This is a genomic window from Citrobacter sp. Cpo045, from assembly GCF_030332875.1.
Taxonomy (GTDB): Bacteria; Pseudomonadota; Gammaproteobacteria; order Enterobacterales; family Enterobacteriaceae; genus Citrobacter; species Citrobacter portucalensis.
In genome coordinates, this window is record NZ_JAOWGZ010000086.1 from 194,807 (window position 1) to 215,867 (window position 21,061).

A 21,061-nucleotide genomic window follows, 5' to 3' on the forward strand; every position below is an offset into this window, starting at 1 on the left:
ATCGGGATAAACACCAGGAAACATCTCATTTACGCAACATTTAATGCCGAGATTTAACATTTGCTGGCATTTTGCCCAAGTAAGGAGCCTGAAAACAGATCGAATAAACGCAAATTTGCGCTAAAAATGGGCAATATTTGCACTGTGACGGTGCACTGGTAGAAGTGACGTTGAATAGTTACTAGATGAAAGTATTTTAAATCAATGGATTAGAATGCGTACAGATTTTGAGGTTTAATCGCAAATTGCGATCTAAATCAAATTTAACAACTAAAGATAAAAAAATTATCGCCGAAATAACATAAGCCGAAAGAGTTAACAACCAGATAACCTGCACAGGACGCAATCATGTCTTCTCATCCCTACGTTAGTCAGCAAAATACACCGCTGGATGATGATATCACCCTCATGTCTACCACCGATTTACAAAGCTATATCACCCATGCGAACGATACATTTGTCCAGGTCAGTGGCTATCAGCTGAATGAATTGCTCGATAAGCCGCACAATCAGGTTCGTCATCCGGACATGCCAAAAGCGGCGTTTGCGGATATGTGGTACACCCTGAAGCAGGGCGAGCCATGGAGCGGGATTGTGAAAAACCGGCGTAAGAATGGCGATCACTACTGGGTGAGGGCCAATGCGGTGCCGATGGTGCGGGAAGGACGCGTGACCGGGTATATGTCGATTCGTACCCGGGCTACTGACGAGGAAATTGCGGCGGTAGAGCCTTTGTATAAAGCGCTGAACGAAGGACGTTGCAACCGACGTATTCATAAAGGGCTGGTGGTACGCAAAGGCTGGCTGGGTAAACTGCCGGCGATGCCGATTCGCTGGCGGGTACGCAGCGTGATGGCATTCATGTTTGTCCTGCTAGCGGCCACATTGCAGCAGATGGGCGCCGAATGGCCGTTACTGCTGATGAGCGCGTTGGTGATGCTTTTTGGAACGGCTATTTTCGAATGGCAGATTGTGCGTCCTATTGAGAATGTCACCCGTCAGGCGCTGAAAGTGGCGACCGGTGAGCGGAACAGCGTGTCGCATCTTAACCGTAGTGATGAACTGGGCCTGATGCTACGAGCAGTGGGCCAACTTGGATTAATGTGTCGCTGGCTCATTCACGACGTCTCCAGCCAGGTGAGTTGCGTGCGCAGCGACAGCGAAACGCTGGCGAAAGGCAGCGATGATTTAAACAAGCATACGCAGCAGACTGTCGAGAACGTGCAGGAAACGGTGACCACCATGAATCAGATGGCAGCATCGGTGAAACAAAACTCAGAGACCGCCGCCGCGGCCGATAAGCTCTCTATTGCCGCCAGTAGCGCGGCAACGCACGGCGGTGAGGCGATGGATACCGTCATCAAAACCATGGACGATATCGCCAACAGCACCCAGCGGATCGGCACCATTACGACGCTGATTAACGATATTGCCTTCCAGACCAACATTCTGGCTTTGAATGCCGCTGTTGAAGCCGCGCGGGCGGGCGAGCAAGGGAAAGGGTTCGCCGTGGTGGCGGGAGAAGTACGTCATCTTGCTAGCCGTAGCGCCAGTGCAGCCAATGATATCCGCAAGTTGATTGATGCCAGCGCTGACAAGGTGCAGTCCGGATCTGACCAGGTTCACGCCGCAGGACGCACGATGGACGATATTGTGGCGCAGGTACAAAACGTCACTCAGCTGATCGCCCAAATCAGCCACTCCACGCTGGAACAGTCAGATGGTCTTTCCAGCCTGACCCGTGCGGTGAATGAGCTGAGCAACATTACACAGAAAAACGCCGAACTGGTTGAAGAGAGTGCGCAGATTTCCGCGATGGTGAAACATCGCGCGGGTCGTCTGGAAGATGCGGTTACGGTGCTGCATTAATACTAAAAATACAGGCGGAACGTCAGGCATACGGGTTCCGCCTGCTGTGCAGATTAATCCAGCTGAGTAATATCCAGTGCAGCGCGATCGATAATACCGATGATTTTTTTGATCTGCGCATCGCTGGTATCACCATGATTGACGCGTAGATCCAGCACGGCTTTGAAGTTTTCCAGCGCGCGTTTCATCTGTGGATTTTTGCGTAATTCAAAACCCACGCAGCGGGCTTTAATCCGTTCGTGGATATGTTCCAGATGTTCACGGTTCTCATCCAGCCACTGCTGGCCCTGAGTCGTGATCGCAATCTGTTTACGCCCACCTTCCTCGTCGCTGACGGTGATCAGTGCCTGATCCTGCAAGAAATCCAGCGTTGGATAGATAACGCCCGGGCTTGGGGTGTAATTACCCTGGGTCAGGGTTTCAATCGCTTTAATCAGCTCATAGCCGTGGCTGGCGTCGCGGGTCAAGATATCCAGAATCACCAGGCGTAATTCGCCGTGGCCGAAGAACCGCTGACGACGACCCCCTCCGCCGCCACCACGACCGTGGCGATGTCCGCAACCCTGCTCGTGGTGATGTTCTTTGTTACAGCCTTCATGGCGATGTTCTTCACCTTTGCAGCAACCTGCATGGTGCTCGTTGTGGCGGCCTTCATGGTGATGTCCTTCACCCTTGCAGCAGCCTTCGTGTTGGTGCTCTGTGTGCTTACAGCAACCTTCATGATGGTTTTGCATCATCGTCTCCTGATGTTATTTAGATATATCTAATTTATATCTAAAGATTATCAGTTTGCAAGTCTACAAATTATATCCTGTATAACGTGATGATTATTAACTGTTTTTAAATGCGTGTGATAGCCGGATAATCATAATTTAACTATATCAAAAAATGCTTGCAATATTTTTGATTAGCAATCATTATCATTTAAAAAATAAATTTAGATATATCGTATTATCTTCACAAGGCGAAAAAATGACAAAAAACACCTCACGCTACCCACAGCGCGTTCGCAATGAACTGCGTTTTCGAGAACTTACTGTCCTGCGCGTAGAGCGTATTAGCGCGGGTTTTCAGCGTATTGTACTGGGCGGTGACGCTCTGGACGGTTTTAGCTCACGCGGCTTTGACGACCATACCAAGGTCTTTTTCCCTGAACCGGGCAGCAACTTTGTACCACCTGTCGTCACCGATGAAGGCATTGTCTGGGCTGACGGTGTACGTCCGTTATCCCGTGACTACACGCCGTTGTATGACGAAGCGCGCCATGAGCTGGCACTGGATTTCTATATTCATGACGGCGGCGTGGCAAGTACATGGGCGATGAATGCCCGTGAGGGTGACAAGCTGACGATCGGCGGACCGCGCGGTTCTTTGGTGGTGCCAGAGGATTATGCGTATCAGGTTTACGTGTGTGATGAGTCGGGAATGCCCGCGTTGCGCCGACGCCTGGAGTCGCTCAGCCGTTTGGCGGTACGTCCGCACGTCACGGCGCTGGTTAGCGTGCAGGATGCAGCCTACCAGGACTATTTTGCCCATCTCGACGGATTTACTCTTCAGTGGTTTATCGGCCATGACGAGCAGGCGGTGAATGAACACTTATCGCGGCTAAGCGTGCCCGCAGACGATTATTTCATCTGGATCACCGGCGAAGGCAAGGTGGTCAAAAACCTGAGTGCTCGTTTTGAAACCGAGGCGTTCGATCAGCAACGGGTTCGTGCAGCGGCTTACTGGCATCAACGCCGTTAATCAGTAATTAGAGGGCGGAACGCCAAACGCCTGGCGGAATGCGTAGCTAAATGCCGCGGTGCTTGAATACCCAACGTCGAGTGCCACGGCGGTTACGCTTTTATTTTTCTTCAGCATTAATACCGATTCAAGTATTCGCATTTTTTGCTTCCAGACGCTGAAAGGCAATCCGGTTTCTTTTTTGAAATGGCGTGAAAAGGTACGGGCAGACATACCCAAATGCTGCGCCCAGTATTCAACCGAATGCTCCAGTGCGGGGGATTCTTGTATTGTTCGGCAGACTTTGGTTAATTCGCGATCCTGCGGCCAGGGTAATACAAAGGCGACTTCCGGGAGTTGCAGAATAATATCGACCAGCACACTAACCAGCTTGCCCTCTTTTGACTGACTATCATAATGGCCTGAAATTGAATTCGTGGCGTAATGAATAAACTCTCTGGCGAAATCACTGATAGCCACGACTTTGCATTCATTGATGCTCTCTTCAAGAAAACCCGGTTTAATATCCAGATTTTCTAAATACACATCATCTAATGCCCAAACCGCATGCTCCGTATTATTTGGGATCCAAATGCCATAATGCGCCGGGATTATCCAGCACTTACCGGCAACATCAATGCGCATGCTGCCTTTGCGGGCGAAATGAAACTGCATAAAAGAGTGTGAATGCTGCGGTACATGGTGGTTGGCTTCCAGGACATAAGAGCGAAAGAATACGTCCTGCGGCAGTTCGGTCATGGAGTTATCCGGGAAGGAGTTCCACTGTTTTTGCGCGAGAGTTTCCATAAATGAATCGTCAATGCTCCCGATGGTGTGTCCGCTGTTCGATAGATCTTGTCCGCGGATCATAATACATACACTCTTTTTTCCATAATAATCTTGCGTAATAATTTTTAGTCCACTTTTGGTAAATACCATGAACTCGCTTTGTTCAGATGCTGTCATCGTCAATGAAACAAATGATAACTGGACCCGAATGGGAAAAGAGCTGCTTTCGCAAGCGGATATCAGAATTAATGGCTCGCGCGCCTGGGACATTCAACTTCATCATACCGGTTTCTTTAAACGGGTATTGCAACAAGGCTCGTTAGGGCTTGGCGAAAGCTATATGGAAGGCTGGTGGGACTGCGAACGGCTCGATATTCTGTTCTGCAAAATCCTGAAAGCAAAACTCGACCAGCAGATGCCAGGTAATCTGAAAGATATTTTACGCATTGCCAGCGCACGCCTGTTTAATTTGCAGTCACGGAGCCGCGCATGGATCGTCGGTAAAGAACATTATGATATTGGTAACGATCTCTTTGCGCTGATGCTTGATCCGCATATGCAATATTCCTGCGGTTACTGGAAAGACGCGACCACATTAGACGAAGCGCAAAATGCCAAATTAAAAATGATCTGCGAGAAGCTGCAGCTTAAGCCGGGTATGCGTTTACTCGATATCGGTTGTGGATGGGGCGGGTTGGCAGAATATGCGGCGCGTCATTATGGCGTGGCGGTAGAAGGCGTTACCATTTCCAAAGAGCAGCAGAAAATGGCGCAGCAGCGCTGTGAAGGGCTGGACGTTAACATTCTGCTGCAGGATTATCGCGATCTTGATAAACACTACGATCGCATTGTGTCCGTGGGGATGTTTGAACATGTCGGGCCGAAAAACTACGACACCTATTTCAGCATCGCCGACCGTTGTTTAAAACCGGACGGGCTGTTCCTGCTGCATACTATTGGCAGCAATAAAAAAGGGATGAGCGTCGATCCGTGGATCAATAAATACATTTTCCCGAACGGTTGCTTACCGGCAATTTCCCATATTGCCGAGGCCAGCGAATCACGGTTTGTGATGGAGGACTGGCATAACTTCGGCAGCGATTATGATAAAACGCTGATGGCCTGGCATGAGCGCTTTAATCAGGCCTGGCCGGAGCTGTCATCACGTTATTCCGCCACCTTCAGAAGAATGTTTAATTATTATTTATGTGCCTGCGCCGGGGCTTTCCGCGCCAGAGATATTGAGCTTTGGCAGGTGCTGTTTAGCCGCGGCGTAGAGGGCGGGATCCGCGTTTATCGTTAACGCACTGCCGGATGGCGGCGCAAGCGCCTTATCCGGCCTACATAGGTTTGCACTCGCAGGCTTGATAAGCGTAGAAAAGCCTTATCCGGCCTACATAGGTTTGTACTCGTAGGCCTGATAAGCGCAGCGCATCAGGCGTATCTTCGCCGGATGGCGGCGCAAGTGCCTTATCAGGCATTTATGGCTTAACCCAATTCACTCTCTGCCAGCGCTTTAAATACCATCGCGACGGCGTGCGCGCCGGGGTCCATATTTCCGAGCAGGCTTTCACTGCTCAGATACGATGCGCGACCCGCATTGGCTTTGCTCGACAAACAGGTTCGTTCGGCTCCCGCTTGCGCGGCGTCGAAGGCGGCCTGCAGATTTTGCGGCTGCGTGAGCAGCGAAGTCAGAGCCGGTTGCAGCGCATCAATCATGGTGCGATCGCCTTCGTCTGCGCCGCCGTAAAACTTCATCTGCGCCAGTCCCGTATTCAGGGCTTCGGCAACGTTAGCTCCCTGTTCCAGTTTCTGCCCGGCGGCGGTAAAGAAAATAGACATCAGCACACCGCTGGAACCGCCCATCACCACGGTCAGACGTTCGCCAATCAGCGCAAACAGCGTGGCAAGGTTATCCAGCGGCAACTGCTGACGATGCAACAGACCGGCAATTTCCCGCGCGCCTGCGGCAAAGGTTGAACCGGTATCGCCATCGCCGACTTTGGCATCCAGCGCATTAAGATGGGTCTCCAGATCGGAAAGGGTTGTGGTGACAAGCTCCACAATCCCGGCCACCAGGGCATTTGCCGAAGGCTGGAATTCCACGCGTGCGCTACGCTGAGATGACGGTACACAGCTGATTTCACGCGGTGGGACCGGCGTCGGCCAGTTACTGGTTTCCACCTCTGTGAGCAGCGCTTTTTCGATGCTCTCTTCCAGCACGATGGCCGTCAGCGAAAAGCCTTTCATATCCAGTGCGGTAACCAGCGAGGCCGGGCCAATCAGCCAGTCGATACGCGGATGCAGCAGGCTGCTGGCCAGTTCGCGGGTAATGATGGCCATTTCGGCAACAGAAACGCCGCCAAGATTGTTAATCATCACCGCCAGACGGCCGGTTTCAGGCAGGGCGGCCAGCAGTTTATCCACCATCAGGTTCACCACCTGTGCACTGTTCTGGGTGTCGATGACCGAGGCGCCTGGTTCGCCGTGAATGCCCATACCCAGCTCCGCGTGGCCCGGATGATGACGCGGGGCGGCGTCGGTTTCTTGCGGCAGATGACAGCTGGAAAGCGCAACGCCCAGACTGAAGGTGTTATTGGCCGCGTATTGCGCTTCACGCAGGACGGTGGCGAGGTTGTAGCCGCGTTCGGCAAAATAGCCCGCGATTTTATGCACCAGGATGGTTCCCGCAATGCCGCGCGGGTGTTTGTTATCCGGCAGGGAGATGTCATCGCCGACAATCAGCATTTCAACGTTGTAACCAAGACGACGGGCTTTCTCGGCGGCAAGACCGAAATTAAGACGGTCACCGGTGTAATTTTTCACGATCAACAAACAGCCCGCCTCACCGGTTACCGCCTGAATGGCGGTCAGTACCGCATCTACGCTCGGGGAAGCGAACACGTCGCCACAGACCGCGGCCGTTAGCATACCTTTACCGATAAACCCAACGTGCGCGGGTTCGTGCCCTGAACCGCCGCCGGAAATGACCGCCACGTTTTTTTTGTTAAGGTCACGGCGGACCACGATGCGAATAGCCGGATCGCTTTCCAGACGCGCCAGATTATTCCACGGGCTGGCGATAATCGTACCGTCGATGACGTCGCTCACGAGATGGGTGCGTTGATTAAAAAAGAATTGAGACATAACGGCTCCTTGAGGTTGAGTGTAAGACAAACCCCCGGAAGCATGGTCATGGTGCGGAGGCGATAGAGAGATTCTGGCGAAGTCAGCGTGGAAAAAAACAACGTTAAAATGAGTTTCATTACGGAACGTTGTTATTGTTTTTTGTTCCGAAATGAAACCTAAAAGAACGGTGAACGACCACAATGCGAGCTCGCTCGACTTTTTCCTCTCGCGATGAATGCAGGTCACACTGCACTGTCAGCTTTTTTTTACCGGTATTTTGGCAAGTGAGTGGGTAAAAGAGAAAGTGAGATTCGTCTGTGCCGGAGATTTGGTGGTAAATGAACGGATCGGGATCGCAAACCTTATATTTTTTATGGTTAAGCGTTCCAATATGAAACATTTGTCGTTTTTATCTGTTTCATATCAGAACAAAAAGACGAAAGATTTTTTTGTGCACGCCTCGCCATACAGTTATTGCATCGCTCCGGTACCTCCCGTTTTCGCCATCAGCATCAGGCCAAACAGGTTAACGCCAGGGCTCACCATGTAAAAACATGTACTTATTTGAGGATGAAAGGAATGCTAAAAGTTATTCAATCTCCAGCCAAATATCTCCAGGGCCCTGACGCTTCCACCTTGTTTGGTCAATACGCTAAAAATCTGGCGGACAGCTTTTTCGTGATTGCGGATGACTTCGTGATGAAGCTGGCGGGAGAGAAAGTACTCAACGGCCTGCACAGCCACGACATTAGCTGCCATGCGGAACGCTTTAACGGTGAATGTAGCCATGTTGAAATTAATCGCCTGATTGCCATTCTGAAACAGCACGGTTGCCGCGGTGTGGTTGGGATTGGCGGTGGGAAAACGCTGGATACCGCCAAAGCGATTGGCTACTACCAGAAGTTGCCGGTGGTGGTGATCCCGACTATCGCGTCTACCGATGCGCCAACCAGCGCGCTGTCCGTTATCTATACCGAAGCCGGTGAGTTTGAAGAGTATCTGATCTACCCGAAAAACCCGGATATGGTGGTGATGGACACTGCAATCATTGCCAAAGCGCCGGTACGTCTGCTGGTGGCCGGGATGGGCGATGCGCTCTCGACCTGGTTTGAAGCGAAAGCCTGTTATGACGCCAGAGCGACCAGCATGGCGGGCGGACAGTCCACCGTGGCGGCGCTGAGCCTGGCGCGCCTGTGCTATGATACCCTGCTGGCGGAAGGCGAGAAGGCACGCTTTGCCGCGCAGGCCGGCGTGGTGACCGATGCGCTGGAGCGTATTGTCGAAGCTAATACTTACCTCAGCGGCATCGGCTTTGAAAGCAGCGGTCTGGCAGGGGCGCATGCGATCCACAACGGCTTTACGATTCTGGAAGAGTGCCACCATTTGTACCACGGTGAAAAAGTTGCCTTTGGTACGCTGGCGCAACTGGTACTGCAAAACAGCCCGATGGAAGAGATCGAAACCGTGCTGAATTTCTGTCAGAAAGTAGGCCTGCCGGTAACGTTAGCGGAAATGGGCGTGAAAGAAGACGTTGACGGCAAGATCATGGCGGTGGCAAAAGCGACCTGCGCAGAAGGTGAAACCATCCACAATATGCCGTTCCCGGTAACGCCTGAAAGCGTACATGCCGCTATTCTGACGGCAGATCTGCTGGGACAGCAGTGGCTGGCGCGTTAATCAGTCGTCGGTAGGTTTTTATCCGGCATCTTCTCCCCCTCTGACAGTCTCTGCCGGAGGGGTTGTCTATGGTTAAACAGCGGAAAGGGATATGACGGCGCACACGCATAGCATCGGGAAGGAAGTATCTTCAGTCATTGCCCAGTCATGGCATCGTTGCAGCAAGTTTATGCAGCGGGAAACCTGGCAGGCGCCACATCAGGCGCAAGGGCTGACCTTTGAGTCGATTTGTCGTCGCAAGACGGCGTTGCTGACGATTGCTCAGGCTGCGCTGGAAGATGCCTGGGAGTTTATGGACGGCCGCCCGTGCGCGCTGCTGATTCTGGATGAATCAGCCTGTATCCTCAGCCGTTGCGGTGATCCGCAGACGGTGGAACAGCTGGCGGAGCTTGGGTTTCGCGACGGCAGCTACTGTGCGGAAAGCATCATTGGCAGTTGTGCCCTGTCGCTGGCGACGATGCCGGGCCAGCCGACAAAAACCTCTGGCGATCAGCATTTTAAACAGGCTCTGCATCCGTGGTCGTTCTGCTCGACGCCGGTCTTCGATAACCATGGTCGACTGTTCGGCTCCATCTCGCTGTGTTGTCTGGTGGAGCATGAGTGCGTTTCTGATTTATCCCTGACGCTGGCGATTGCCAGAGAAGTCGGCAACTCTTTGCTGACCGACAGCCTGCTGGCTGAATCCAACCGCCATCTGAACCAGATGTACGGGCTGCTGGAGAGTATGGATGATGGTGTGATGGCCTGGAACGAACAGGGCGTATTGCAGTTCCTCAATGCGCGTGCGGCGCTGCTTTTGCATCTCGATGCGCAGGCCAGCCAGGGAAAAAATATTCACGATCTGCTCAATCTCCCCATGCTGCTGCGCCGGGCGATCAAACATGCCCGCGGCCTGAATCACGTCGAAGTTACCTTTGAAAGCCAGCATCAGTTTGTTGATGCCGTCATCACCCTGAAACCGATTGTTGAGGAGCAGGGCAACAGCTTTATCCTGCTACTGCATCCGGTAGAGCAAATGCGCCAGCTGATGACCAGCCAGCTCGGCAAGGTGAGCCACACCTTTGAGCAGATGTCGACTGACGATCCGGAAACCCGCCGTTTGATCCACTTTGGACGCCAGGCGGCGAGGGGGAGTTTCCCGATCCTGCTGTGCGGAGAAGAGGGCGTTGGTAAGGAACTGCTGAGTCAGGCCATTCACAATGAAAGCGAGCGCGCCAGCGGGCCGTATATCGCCGTGAACTGTCAGCTGTATGCCAACAGTGTGCTGGGGCAGGATTTTATGGGCAGTGCGCCCACCGACGATGAAAATGGCCGGTTGAGCCGTCTTGAACTGGCGAACGGCGGCACGCTGTTTCTGGAAAAAATTGAATATCTGGCGCCGGAGCTGCAATCCGCGCTGTTACAGGTGATCAAGCAGGGGGTACTAACCCGCCTGGATGCCCGTCGGTTGATTCCGGTGGATGTCAAAGTGATCGCCACCACCACGGTTGATCTCGCCAATCTGGTGGAGCAAAACCGCTTTAGCCGTCAGCTATATTACGCGCTGCACTCTTTTGAGATAGTGATCCCCCCGCTGCGGGCGCGGCGTAACAGTATTCCCTCGCTGATTTATACGCGGCTGAATAGCCTGAAAAAACGCTTTTCATCCAGTTTGAAGATCGACGACGACGCGCTGGCACAACTGGTGGCCTATTCGTGGCCGGGCAATGACTTTGAGCTGAACAGCATTATCGAAAACATCGCCATCAGCAGTGATAACGGCCATATTCGGCTGAGCAATCTACCGGATTATCTGTTTGCCGAACGTCCTGGTCTGGAGACGGCGTCTTCACTGCTGCCAGCCAGTCTGACCTTTACCGCTATCGAAAAAGAGGCGATTATCCATGCTGCTCGCGTCACCAGCGGACGCGTACAGGAGATGTCGCAACTGCTGAACATTGGTCGCACTACCTTGTGGCGCAAGATGAAGCAATACGACATTGATGCCAGCCAGTTTAAGCGCAAACATCTGGAGTAGTTTCTTCAATTCTCGCCATCGAGAACAGCGCGTCTGACAGTCGGTTGATATAGCGTCTGGGTTCATCGCGTAACGTCAGCGTTCTGCTCATCGCGATAAGGACCCGCTCCAGTCGGCGCGTCAGAGTTCGCGCAACGTGTAGCTGTGCCGATGGCAGATTTTTCCCCGGAATAACAAACTCTTTGAGCGGGCCGCTTTGCGCCATATTGCGGTCAATAAGCTGCTCCAGCGCCTGAATATCCTCATCGCCAATACGCTGTTGTAAGCGCGCGAGTCCTTTCTCATCGCTGGCGAGTTCCGCACCCAGTACAAACAGCATCTTCTGTATGGCGTGCAGGTCCTGGCGTAGCCCGGTCTGGTGCGTGCTGGCATAGCAGACGCCAAGCTGGGAAATCAGTTCATCCACCGTGCCATAGGCCTCAACGCGGATGTCATCTTTGTCGATACGGCTGCCGCCAAACAGCGCGGTCGTGCCTTTATCGCCGGTTCGGGTGTAGATGCGGTACATTTATTTTATCTCGCTGAAGGGAAGTACTTTAACCAGTTGACCGGCATTGGCGCCAAGCGTTCGGATATGCGCAATTCCGGCGCGGATATGCCCACGGATCAGCGCCCGATCTTCGGGCAACTGGGCGTGGGTTAACGCAATATCACCCGTGGCGTTAAGACCCAGACCGACACGTAGCGTTGAGCTTTTGGCCGCAAGTTTGCTCAATGCCAGCGCGCAGTCATGCTCGTCGCAACAGATTGCCCGGCAAGGGACGCCTTGCTCTTCCAGTCCCCAGCACAGCTCATCAAGCACGCGAGTATCCTGCCAGCGTGAGTGATAAAACAGATGTACGCCCGGTGATGAAAGTGACATTGCGCCCCCTGCGTTATCAGAATGCCTGACGGAAGATCTCGGCAATTTCTTTCTCGTTCCCTTTGCGTGGGTTAGAGAAGGCGTTGCCGTCCTTCAGCGCCATTTCCGCCATGTACGGGAAATCGGCTTCTTTGACGCCCAGATCGCGCAAATGCTGCGGAATGCCGATGTCAGCGGAGAGACGGGCAATGGCGTGAATGGCCAGTTCGGCGGCATCCATGGTGGAGAGTCCGTCAGTGTTTTCACCCATAAATTCTGCGATATCGGCAAATTTCTCCGGGTTAGCGATCAGGTTATAGCGCGCCACGTGCGGGAGCAGTACGGCATTCGCCACGCCGTGTGGCATGTCGTACAGACCGCCAAGCTGATGCGCCATTGCGTGAACGTAGCCGAGGTTGGCGTTGTTGAAGGCCATGCCCGCCAACAGAGAGGCGTAGGCCATGTTCTCGCGAGCTTTCAGGTTGCTGCCCAGCGCTACGGCCTGACGCAAGTTGCGTGCGATCAGGCGAATAGCCTGAATAGCGGCGGCGTCGGTGACCGGGTTGGCATCTTTGGAAATATAGGCTTCTACGGCGTGGGTCAGGGCGTCCATGCCGGTCGCGGCGGTCAGCGGAGCGGGTTTGCCGAGCATCAGCAGCGGATCGTTAATGGAGACCGACGGCAGGTTACGCCAGCTGACAATCACAAACTTCACTTTGGTTTTGGTATTGGTCAGCACGCAGTGGCGGGTGACTTCGCTGGCGGTACCGGCAGTGGTATTCACTGCAACGATAGGCGGCAGCGGGTTGGTCAGGGTTTCAATCCCGGCATAGCTGTAGAGATCGCCTTCGTGAGTTGCCGCGATACCGATGCCTTTACCGCAGTCATGCGGGCTACCGCCGCCAACGGTAACGATGATATCGCAATGCTCTTTGCGAAAGACCTCCAGACCATCGCGCACGTTGGTGTCTTTGGGATTTGGCTCAACGCCGTCAAAAACCACCACGTCAATGCCCGCTTCACGTAAATGGGCGAGGGTTTTATCTACCGCACCGTCTTTAATAGCCCGCAGACCTTTATCAGTCACCAGCAGCGCTTTTTTACCGCCTAACAGTTTGCAGCGTTCGCCGACAACGGAAATAGCATTGGGGCCAAAGAAGTTCACATTTGGCACCAGGTAATCAAACATACGATAGCTCATAATATACCTTCTTAGATTTAAATTATAATTCAGAGAAACAATTCAGTGCGGTTTCTGCTAATAATCTGTCTTGTTCGACAGTGCCGCCGCTAACGCCAACGGCACCAATTAATTTACCGTTTAATATGACAGGTAAGCCGCCGCCGAAAATAACAATGCGCTGTTGGTTAGTAAGCTGCAAACCATATAGCGAAGCGCCAGGTTGTACCGCGTCGGTAATTTCATGGGTACCCTGACGCAGGCAGCAGGCGGTATACGCTTTATTAAGAGAAATATCACAGCTGGTGACAAACGCATCGTCCATGCGTTGCATTAGCAGCGTATTCCCGCCGTGATCCACCACGGAAAAGACCACCGGAACGTTGATCTCTAGCGCTTTAGCCTCAACGGCCTGCGCCATTTTTTTTGCAGCCGCCAGCGTAATGGTGGCAATTTGTTGGCTCTTATTCACAGTCTCTCCTGAAAATGTTGTAGGGCTGAGGTCACGAAACATATCGCGCAACAGCTATTTTTATCATTGGCTTTACCTTATTTTCTCGCCGCACGTTATTAAGTCAATAGGGTGGGGTTTTCATAAAAATTAAATTCATTTCCCTGATTTTGCGTTTATTGATAATGATCATTTAACCTCGTCACAATTCACGATGGATATTCCTGAATTGCGTTTCAATATGGAACGATGCGTTTTTATTAGGTGCCAAATTGGAACGAAATTAATTTTATTTTTTTATTGCTTGGCTCATTTAGAGTTCGGCCATTGCTGATGAAAGGCGAATACCGGGTGTGGTGTCCCCGGCAATATGGCCCGGCGTCCCTATTTTTTACCTTTTGAGTCAATAAATCATGAGAAGATCAAAACGATTCGAAGTGCTTGCGAAGCGGCCTGTAAATCAGGATGGGCTGATTGGCGAATGGCCTGAAGAGGGGCTGATCGCCATGGAAAGCCCCTACGATCCGACGTCGTCGGTGAAGGTGGAAAATGGTCGTATTGTTGAGCTGGACGGTAAGAGCCGAGCCGAGTTCGACATGATCGACCGTTTCATTGCCGACTATGCGATTAACGTGGCCGAAGCTGAGCGCGCCATGCAGCTCGACGCGCTGGAGATCGCCAGAATGCTGGTGGATATCCACGTCAGTCGGGAAGAGATTATTGCCATTACCACCGCCATCACCCCGGCGAAAGCGGTGGAAGTGATGGCGCAAATGAACGTGGTGGAGATGATGATGGCGCTACAAAAAATGCGCGCCAGACGCACTCCCTCCAACCAGTGCCACGTGACTAACCTGAAAGATAACCCGGTACAGATTGCCGCCGACGCTGCTGAAGCGGGGATCCGCGGCTTTTCCGAGCAGGAAACGACGGTCGGGATCGCCCGCTACGCGCCGTTTAACGCCCTGGCACTGCTGGTGGGTTCCCAGTGCGGTCGTCCCGGTGTGCTGACCCAATGTTCCGTTGAAGAGGCCACCGAGCTGGAGCTGGGCATGCGAGGGCTAACCAGTTATGCCGAAACGGTGTCGGTCTATGGCACAGAATCGGTGTTTACCGACGGTGATGACACGCCGTGGTCCAAAGCGTTTCTCGCCTCGGCTTATGCGTCGCGTGGTCTGAAGATGCGCTACACCTCCGGCACCGGCTCGGAAGCGCTGATGGGCTATTCCGAAAGTAAATCGATGCTTTATCTGGAGTCGCGCTGCATTTTTATCACCAAAGGCGCGGGCGTACAGGGGCTGCAAAATGGTGCGGTCAGCTGTATCGGCATGACCGGCGCAGTGCCGTCAGGGATCCGCGCGGTGCTGGCGGAAAACCTGATTGCCTCAATGCTCGACCTTGAAGTGGCCTCCGCCAATGACCAGACCTTTTCCCACTCCGATATTCGCCGTACTGCCCGCACCCTGATGCAGATGCTGCCGGGTACCGACTTTATTTTCTCCGGTTATAGCGCGGTACCCAACTACGACAACATGTTTGCCGGGTCGAACTTCGACGCTGAAGATTTCGATGATTACAACATTCTGCAACGCGATCTGATGGTTGACGGCGGTCTGCGTCCGGTCACGGAAGAGGAAACCATCGCCATTCGCAATAAGGCCGCACGCGCCATTCAGGCAGTGTTCCGCGAACTGGGCCTGCCGCTGATTAGCGATGAAGAAGTCGAAGCTGCTACTTATGCTCACGGCAGCAAAGATATGCCTGCGCGTAATGTAGTTGAGGATTTGGCTGCCGTGGAAGAGATGATGAAGCGCAATATCACCGGGCTGGATATCGTCGGCGCGTTGAGTTGCAGCGGCTTCGAAGATATCGCCAGCAATATCCTCAACATGCTGAGACAGCGTGTTACCGGTGATTACCTGCAAACGTCGGCCATTCTGGATCGCCAGTTCGACGTCGTCAGCGCCGTCAACGACATCAATGATTATCAGGGACCTGGTACCGGCTATCGCATCAGTGCCGAACGCTGGGCGGAAATTAAAAATATTGCGGGCGTGGTTCAGCCCGGCTCGATCGAATAAGGCGGTACACAGTGGAATGCACAACTGAACGTAAGCCGGTTTTCACCTTACAGGTGAGCGAAGGCGAGGCGGCTAACGCGGATGAGCGCGTGGATGAGGTGGTGATTGGCGTCGGCCCGGCCTTTGATAAGTATCAGCATAAAACCTTGATTGATATGCCGCACAACGCGATTTTGAAAGAGCTGGTTGCTGGCATCGAAGAAGAGGGACTGCATGCGCGAGTAGTGAGGATCTTGCGCACCTCGGATGTTTCTTTTATGGCATGGGATGCGGCAAATCTCAGCGGCTCAGGCATTGGGATTGGTATCCAGTCGAAAGGAACCACGGTGATTCATCAGCGCGATCTGCTGCCGCTAAGTAACCTGGAACTGTTTTCTCAGGCTCCGCTGCTGACGCTGGAAACCTATCGTCAGATTGGTAAAAACGCCGCGCGCTATGCACGCAAAGAGTCGCCTTCACCGGTGCCAGTGGTCAATGACCAGATGGTGCGCCCTAAATTTATGGCCAAGGCCGCGCTGTTTCATATCAAAGAAACCAAACACGTGGTGCAGGATGCTGCGCCTGTCACGTTGCATATTGCACTGGTAAGGGAATGACCATGAACGACAACATCATGACCGCGCAGGATTACCCATTAGCCACCCGCTGCCCGGAGAAAATCCGGACGCCTGGCGGCAAGCCGCTAACCGACATTACCCTTGAGAATGTGCTGGCAGGCCGCGTAGGGCCGCAGGATGTGCGTATTTCTCAGCAAACGCTGGAGTACCAGGCGCAGATTGCCGAGCAGATGCAGCGTCATGCCGTGGCGCGCAATTTTCGTCGTGCGGCAGAACTGATTGCGATCCCGGATGCCCGCATTCTGGAGATCTACAACGCACTGAGGCCATTTCGTTCTTCGTTCGCCGAGTTGCAGGCCATTGCCGATGAACTGGAACACACCTGGCACGCCAGGGTGAACGCCGGGTTTGTCCGCGAATCGGCAGAGGTATACCTGCAGAGAAATAAGCTGCGTAAAGGCAGTCAGTGACGGAGGCAGCATGCCGTTAATTGCAGGGATCGATATCGGCAACGCCACCACCGAAGTGGCGTTGGCGCAGGATGGCCGGTTTATCGGCAGCGGGATTGTCGCCACGACCGGGATGAAAGGCACGCGGGAAAATATCGCCGGAGTAGTCGCGTCCCTGCAGCAGGCGCTGGATAAAACGCCGTGGTCGCTGCAGGATGTGGCAAAAATCTGCATCAACGAGGCCGCGCCGGTGATTGGCGATGTGGCGATGGAAACCATCACTGAAACCATCATTACCGAATCAACGATGATTGGCCATAACCCGCAAACGCCCGGCGGCGTTGGCGTGGGCATGGGAACCACCATCGCCGTGGAGAAGTTGGCGGCGTTGAGCGAGGATCGATTTGCCCAGGGCTGGATACCGTTGGTGGGTGAGGAGATGGATTTCCTTGAGGCGGTTTGGTTTATCAATGAAGCGCTGGAACGCGGCGTCAACGTGGTGGCGGCCATCCTGAAAAAAGATGATGGCGTGCTGGTGAATAATCGCCTGCATCGGCCAATACCGGTGGTTGATGAAGTCACTCTGCTGGAGAAGGTGCCGGAAGGCGTGCTGGCGGCGGTGGAAGTGGCGGCCCCGGGACAGGTGGTGCGGGTGCTGTCGAATCCTTACGGTATCGCGACCTTCTTTGCCCTGACCCCTGAGGAAACGCAAACTATTGTCCCCATCGCCAGATCGCTGATTGGCAACCGTTCCGCCGTGGTGCTGAAAACCCCGCAGGGAGATGTGCGATCAAGAGTGATCCCGGCGGGTAAGATCTTTATCCGTGGTGAAAAGCGTGGCGGTGAAGCCGACGTAGCGCAAGGCGCGCAGGCCATTATGCAGGCGATGAGCGCCTGCGCGCCCGTGTGTGATATTCGTGGTGAAGCAGGCACGCACGCAGGCGGCATGCTGGAGCGGGTGCGAAAGGTGATGGCCTCGCTGACCGGCCATGACATGAACACGGTGCATATTCAGGATCTATTGGCGGTCGATACATTTATTCCGCGCAAGGTGCAGGGCGGCATTGCCGGAGAGTGTTCAATGGAGAACGCCGTGGGCATTGCGGCGATGGTGAAAGCCGATCGCTTACAGATGCAGGCCATCGCCAGTGAGCTGAGCGCCCGGTTAAATACCCCAGTTGAAGTCGGTGGTGTGGAGGCCAACATGGCCGTAGCAGGGGCGTTAACAACGCCCGGATGCGCCGCACCGCTGGCGATCCTCGACTTAGGCGCAGGATCTACCGATGCCGCCGTCATCAATAGCGACGGCGTAGTGAAAGCGGTACATCTGGCCGGCGCGGGGAATATGGTCAGCCTGTTGATTCAAACTGAGCTGGGCTTAAGTGATGCATTTCTGGCGGAGGAAATAAAAAAATACCCGCTGGCAAAAGTGGAGAGCCTGTTCAGCATTCGCCATGAGAACGGCGCGGTGGAGTTTTTCCGCGAACCGCTCAGTCCGTCAGTATTCGCCAAAGTGGTGTACTTGAAAGAGGGCGAGCTGATCCCGGTAGATAACCAGACTTCGCTGGAAAAAATCCGTCTGGTGCGCCGACAGGCTAAAGAGAAGGTTTTTGTGACCAACTGCCTTCGCGCGTTACGCCAGGTGTCACCCGGTGGCTCTATTCGCGATATGACGTTCGTGGTGCTGGTAGGCGGTTCTTCGCTGGATTTTGAAATCCCGCAGATGATCACCGATGCGCTGGCGCATTACGGCGTTGTCGCCGGGCAGGGTAATATTCGAGGTACCGAAGGGCCGCGTAATGCGGTGGCAACTGGGCTGGTTTTAGCCGGAGAAGCAAAAAAATAGCGCAGAAAACAGCCGCGCAAGCGTTTAGCTGCGGGGTAAGTCAAATAAAGGCGATGTTCTCTTTGATATCCCGGCGGAGTTGGGTACATAGTATAAATGTGTCTCTCACGTGGTTAATTTTAAGGATAAGAGCATGCCAACAGCAATTGAGAAAGCATTGGATTTTATTGGTGGTATGAACACTTCGGCGTCAGTACCACATTCAATGGATGAAAGTACCGCTAAGGGAATCTTAAAGTATTTGCATGACTTAGGTGTGCCAGCGAGTCCGGAAGTTGTAATGGCACGGGGTGAGCAAGAGGGATGGAATCCCGAGTTCACGAAAAAAGTGGCCGGATGGGCAGAAAAAGTCGCCTCCGGTAACCGCATCCTTATCAAGAACCCAGAGTATTTTTCAACCTATATGCAGGAGCAGCTCAAAGAGCTAGTGTGAGCTGACTATCGAATTAAACTCTAACGGACGTTTCCATCCCAGGATGGCGGCGTCCAGATGGGGTTGCCATTAACATGCTGTTTATTGGGCTGTCGTATCTAAACGGAAGATTAATAAAAAAGGACCTGTGATTTCTCGCAAGTCCTTGATATTGACTGGCCCCTGCTGGACTTGAACCAGCGACCAAGCGATTATGTAGTTCCTACAAGAACAACTGATAATCAATGGTTTGCGTTATTTATCATTGACATAGATTGCCACTGTTGGCCAATGATTACTTATTCTCCGCCATTTCTACCGCTACTTTATCGCTATTAATTGGAGTAGTATCTAAAATTGAATGTGGTCCTTTGTGGACTTTTTCAACAAACATTTTTAAGTCATCGAACTCCTTTTCATCAAGTGAATGTTCTGAAAGGACTTTTGACACAAATTTTGGACCGTGCCCCCCAATTTTTTTATTAAAACGCTCAATTTCACCAACAGGAACAATATAGATACCAGTTTCTTCTAGCATGCAAATTAGATTTTCATATGCAATAGTAGCATCACCGCTAGGTAGTATCGCCGCACCTGCTTGTTTTAGAATGCTCCATGCTTGTCCTTGTTTCATGGCATCCTGAATATCACTTTTCTTTAATTCATTAGGTTTTGATTTGCTAATAATTTCAACGATTTCTTTTTTAATTTCTTCAATGGTTTTGGGCTTAATTCCATTTCGAACAAATGAATCTACTTTCCCCCACTCTTTTAGAATGTTGGTAGGATCAGAACCAAAAGCTTTTACTGTATCCTCTATCAATTTTTTATCAGAAAGGAAATCAATATCAAAAATAGCTTTTGTAGGAACGCCAACTTTTCTTAAAACAGATGCAATTCCATGTATTGCTGCTTTACCCCCTGCAGGGACGTATGATGTATCCAGTAGTTGATGGTTATTATTGTTTTTTAACCATTCTGCGGTGTAATTATAAAGCCTACAATCACTATCATCTTCACAAATTATAATTTGCTCGTGGAAAATACCATCAAGAGCATTCGAGAAACGGAGGTTAGGTTTACTCCATAATTCCTTTATAGCCTCGGAGTTTGCTTCGTGAATCAAATTTCCGTTATCATTTTTTTGAATTCTGATAATTCTGACATTTCCTTTTGTACCCTCTAGGAACCCACGCATAATATCGCTGCTATGAGTGGCAACAATCATTTGCCCCTTAACTTCTGAAGCTAATGTTTCACCAAGTTTTCTCATCTGTGGTGGGTGCAAGAAAGCCTCTGGTTCATCCAGTAGAATCATATCGTGTTTACTTGTTAGCGTTTCAAAAAGGATGCCTGCATAACTTTTAACACCATCCCCCTGCATATTAAGTAGTGGGTTCTTTCTGACTGCATCTCTATAAAGATTCGTTTGCCTATCAATAAATTTATCGCCTTTAGGTATTTCTCCAATATGGATAGGGAGTTTGCTGCCACCTTTAAAATCAAACATAAGCTCTTGATTGAATGCTTTATAAAATAGCTTGCTTATTTTTTGCATCAACTGGTCGTCATCATATAAGATGTGCTGAGGTTTGGTTTTCGGTTCATTTGGGGATACGCTTTTCTGTTGCTCACAAATCTCAAGTCTTTCTTTTGCACTAATGTTCTTTATAAAGCCATCAACAAGGTGACCGTTTAAATATTTCCCATCCCATTGGTTGATATATCCTTCATATAATCGCCATGACCCATAGTGATAATTTGGGTGGATGTATTCTGCGTGTTCTTTTAAAAAATTTTCAAGTTGAATTCGGGGAATGTTTTTACTAATTAAAACATCCTCAACAACTATTTTTTCAAACCCGCTTGTTTGTGCAGCAATTGCAAATATATCGCGGAGCGTCTGTGACTTTCCACTATTATTAGGCCCGACAATGATTATTTTATCACTCTCACCAAGATGTATGGTTTTACCACATTTAAATGTTATTTTCTTGAAATTGATTGTTGGTAGAGGGAGTGTATTTGTATTATTCAT

The 21,061-nt window shown here is 51.8% G+C and carries 18 protein-coding genes; 10 read left to right on the forward strand and 8 right to left on the reverse strand.

Annotated elements, in window-relative coordinates; genetic code table 11:
* Positions 1-348: 348 nt before the first annotated feature.
* Complete coding sequence (locus tag OGY13_RS07505; RefSeq protein ID WP_048236810.1) at positions 349-1,869, forward strand: methyl-accepting chemotaxis protein; 1,521 nt, start codon at positions 349-351, stop codon at positions 1,867-1,869.
* A gap of 53 nt (positions 1,870-1,922) precedes the next feature.
* Here the strand turns inward: OGY13_RS07505 and OGY13_RS07510 are convergent, their stop codons facing one another.
* Entirely contained in the window at positions 1,923-2,606 is a 684-nt protein-coding gene (locus OGY13_RS07510) for a PadR family transcriptional regulator (RefSeq protein ID WP_164091703.1), read from the reverse strand.
* 235 nt (positions 2,607-2,841) lie between these two features.
* On the opposite strand from OGY13_RS07510, the gene OGY13_RS07515 reads away from it, so the two are divergent.
* On the forward strand, positions 2,842-3,615 hold the full coding sequence (locus tag OGY13_RS07515) for a siderophore-interacting protein (protein WP_048236806.1): 774 nt from the start codon (positions 2,842-2,844) through the stop codon (positions 3,613-3,615).
* Here OGY13_RS07515 and OGY13_RS07520 read toward each other — a convergent pair whose 3' ends face one another.
* Positions 3,616-4,464, reverse strand: coding sequence for a helix-turn-helix domain-containing protein (locus tag OGY13_RS07520; protein ID WP_020996343.1), 849 nt, complete (start codon positions 4,462-4,464; stop codon positions 3,616-3,618). It abuts the gene before it with no gap.
* A gap of 67 nt (positions 4,465-4,531) precedes the next feature.
* On the opposite strand from OGY13_RS07520, the gene cfa reads away from it, so the two are divergent.
* Positions 4,532-5,686, forward strand: a complete 1,155-nt coding sequence (gene cfa, locus OGY13_RS07525) for a cyclopropane fatty acyl phospholipid synthase (protein ID WP_048215499.1) — start codon at positions 4,532-4,534, stop codon at positions 5,684-5,686.
* A 185-nt stretch (positions 5,687-5,871) separates the two neighbouring features.
* Here cfa and OGY13_RS07530 read toward each other — a convergent pair whose 3' ends face one another.
* Entirely contained in the window at positions 5,872-7,530 is a 1,659-nt protein-coding gene (locus OGY13_RS07530; RefSeq protein ID WP_213752899.1) for a glycerone kinase, read from the reverse strand.
* A gap of 561 nt (positions 7,531-8,091) precedes the next feature.
* On the opposite strand from OGY13_RS07530, the gene OGY13_RS07535 reads away from it, so the two are divergent.
* Entirely contained in the window at positions 8,092-9,189 is a 1,098-nt protein-coding gene (locus tag OGY13_RS07535; RefSeq protein WP_003024745.1) for a glycerol dehydrogenase, read from the forward strand.
* 91 nt (positions 9,190-9,280) lie between these two features.
* Positions 9,281-11,206, forward strand: a complete 1,926-nt coding sequence (dhaR, locus tag OGY13_RS07540) for a dihydroxyacetone kinase operon transcriptional regulator DhaR (protein WP_043017717.1) — start codon at positions 9,281-9,283, stop codon at positions 11,204-11,206.
* Here the strand turns inward: dhaR and OGY13_RS07545 are convergent.
* The 4 genes from OGY13_RS07545 to OGY13_RS07560 are packed head-to-tail and all read right to left on the reverse strand — an operon-like array spanning position 11,184 to position 13,699.
* Positions 11,184-11,714, reverse strand: a complete 531-nt coding sequence (locus tag OGY13_RS07545) for a cob(I)yrinic acid a,c-diamide adenosyltransferase (protein ID WP_213752900.1) — start codon at positions 11,712-11,714, stop codon at positions 11,184-11,186. The two genes, dhaR and OGY13_RS07545, sit on opposite strands and share 23 nt — an antisense overlap.
* Positions 11,715-12,068 (reverse strand): glycerol dehydratase reactivase beta/small subunit family protein, encoded by a 354-nt coding sequence (locus tag OGY13_RS07550; protein WP_213752901.1) that lies wholly within the window; start codon positions 12,066-12,068, stop codon positions 11,715-11,717.
* A gap of 16 nt (positions 12,069-12,084) precedes the next feature.
* A complete protein-coding gene (gene dhaT / locus OGY13_RS07555) occupies positions 12,085-13,248 on the reverse strand; it encodes a 1,3-propanediol dehydrogenase (protein WP_003024734.1) in 1,164 nt (387 codons plus the stop codon).
* Positions 13,249-13,270: 22 nt separating this feature from the next.
* Positions 13,271-13,699, reverse strand: a complete 429-nt coding sequence (locus OGY13_RS07560) for a GlcG/HbpS family heme-binding protein (protein ID WP_003828504.1) — start codon at positions 13,697-13,699, stop codon at positions 13,271-13,273.
* Positions 13,700-14,091: 392 nt separating this feature from the next.
* Here OGY13_RS07560 and OGY13_RS07565 point away from each other — a divergent pair, with 392 nt between their 5' ends.
* The 5 genes from OGY13_RS07565 (at position 14,092) to OGY13_RS07585 (ending at position 19,044) form a co-directional block, all read left to right on the forward strand.
* The gene (locus OGY13_RS07565; protein WP_048215504.1) at positions 14,092-15,759 is read left to right on the forward strand and encodes a propanediol/glycerol family dehydratase large subunit; all 1,668 of its coding nucleotides are present in this window, start codon (positions 14,092-14,094) and stop codon (positions 15,757-15,759) included.
* A gap of 11 nt (positions 15,760-15,770) precedes the next feature.
* The gene (locus tag OGY13_RS07570; protein ID WP_008785852.1) at positions 15,771-16,355 is read left to right on the forward strand and encodes a propanediol/glycerol family dehydratase medium subunit; all 585 of its coding nucleotides are present in this window, start codon (positions 15,771-15,773) and stop codon (positions 16,353-16,355) included.
* 2 nt (positions 16,356-16,357) lie between these two features.
* Positions 16,358-16,786, forward strand: coding sequence for a diol dehydratase small subunit (locus OGY13_RS07575; RefSeq protein WP_213752902.1), 429 nt, complete (start codon positions 16,358-16,360; stop codon positions 16,784-16,786).
* A 10-nt stretch (positions 16,787-16,796) separates the two neighbouring features.
* Complete coding sequence (locus tag OGY13_RS07580) at positions 16,797-18,611, forward strand: diol dehydratase reactivase subunit alpha (protein ID WP_213752903.1); 1,815 nt, start codon at positions 16,797-16,799, stop codon at positions 18,609-18,611.
* Between the two features lie 109 nt (positions 18,612-18,720).
* Entirely contained in the window at positions 18,721-19,044 is a 324-nt protein-coding gene (locus tag OGY13_RS07585) for a DUF1889 family protein (RefSeq protein ID WP_001573898.1), read from the forward strand.
* A 274-nt stretch (positions 19,045-19,318) separates the two neighbouring features.
* Here OGY13_RS07585 and OGY13_RS07590 read toward each other — a convergent pair whose 3' ends face one another.
* Positions 19,319-21,061: an ATP-dependent nuclease gene (locus OGY13_RS07590; RefSeq protein ID WP_213752904.1), complete on the reverse strand. Its 1,743-nt coding sequence runs from the start codon at positions 21,059-21,061 to the stop codon at positions 19,319-19,321.

Excerpts from the sequence above, each read along its gene's own strand:
- OGY13_RS07515 (WP_048236806.1), top strand. The coding sequence starts at position 2,842 with ATGACAAAAAACACCTCACGCTACCCACAGCGCGTTCGCAATGAACTG.
- OGY13_RS07565 (WP_048215504.1), top strand. The coding sequence starts at position 14,092 with ATGAGAAGATCAAAACGATTCGAAGTGCTTGCGAAGCGGCCTGTAAAT.
- OGY13_RS07530 (WP_213752899.1), bottom strand. The coding sequence starts at position 7,530 with ATGTCTCAATTCTTTTTTAATCAACGCACCCATCTCGTGAGCGACGTC.
- OGY13_RS07520 (WP_020996343.1), bottom strand. The coding sequence starts at position 4,464 with ATGATCCGCGGACAAGATCTATCGAACAGCGGACACACCATCGGGAGC.
- cfa (WP_048215499.1), top strand. The coding sequence starts at position 4,532 with ATGAACTCGCTTTGTTCAGATGCTGTCATCGTCAATGAAACAAATGAT.
- OGY13_RS07550 (WP_213752901.1), bottom strand. The coding sequence starts at position 12,068 with ATGTCACTTTCATCACCGGGCGTACATCTGTTTTATCACTCACGCTGG.
- OGY13_RS07505 (WP_048236810.1), top strand. The coding sequence starts at position 349 with ATGTCTTCTCATCCCTACGTTAGTCAGCAAAATACACCGCTGGATGAT.
- OGY13_RS07580 (WP_213752903.1), top strand. The coding sequence starts at position 16,797 with ATGCCGTTAATTGCAGGGATCGATATCGGCAACGCCACCACCGAAGTG.
- OGY13_RS07590 (WP_213752904.1), bottom strand. The coding sequence starts at position 21,061 with ATGAATAATACAAATACACTCCCTCTACCAACAATCAATTTCAAGAAA.
- OGY13_RS07510 (WP_164091703.1), bottom strand. The coding sequence starts at position 2,606 with ATGATGCAAAACCATCATGAAGGTTGCTGTAAGCACACAGAGCACCAA.
- dhaR (WP_043017717.1), top strand. The coding sequence starts at position 9,281 with ATGACGGCGCACACGCATAGCATCGGGAAGGAAGTATCTTCAGTCATT.
- OGY13_RS07545 (WP_213752900.1), bottom strand. The coding sequence starts at position 11,714 with ATGTACCGCATCTACACCCGAACCGGCGATAAAGGCACGACCGCGCTG.
- OGY13_RS07575 (WP_213752902.1), top strand. The coding sequence starts at position 16,358 with ATGAACGACAACATCATGACCGCGCAGGATTACCCATTAGCCACCCGC.
- dhaT (WP_003024734.1), bottom strand. The coding sequence starts at position 13,248 with ATGAGCTATCGTATGTTTGATTACCTGGTGCCAAATGTGAACTTCTTT.
- OGY13_RS07535 (WP_003024745.1), top strand. The coding sequence starts at position 8,092 with ATGCTAAAAGTTATTCAATCTCCAGCCAAATATCTCCAGGGCCCTGAC.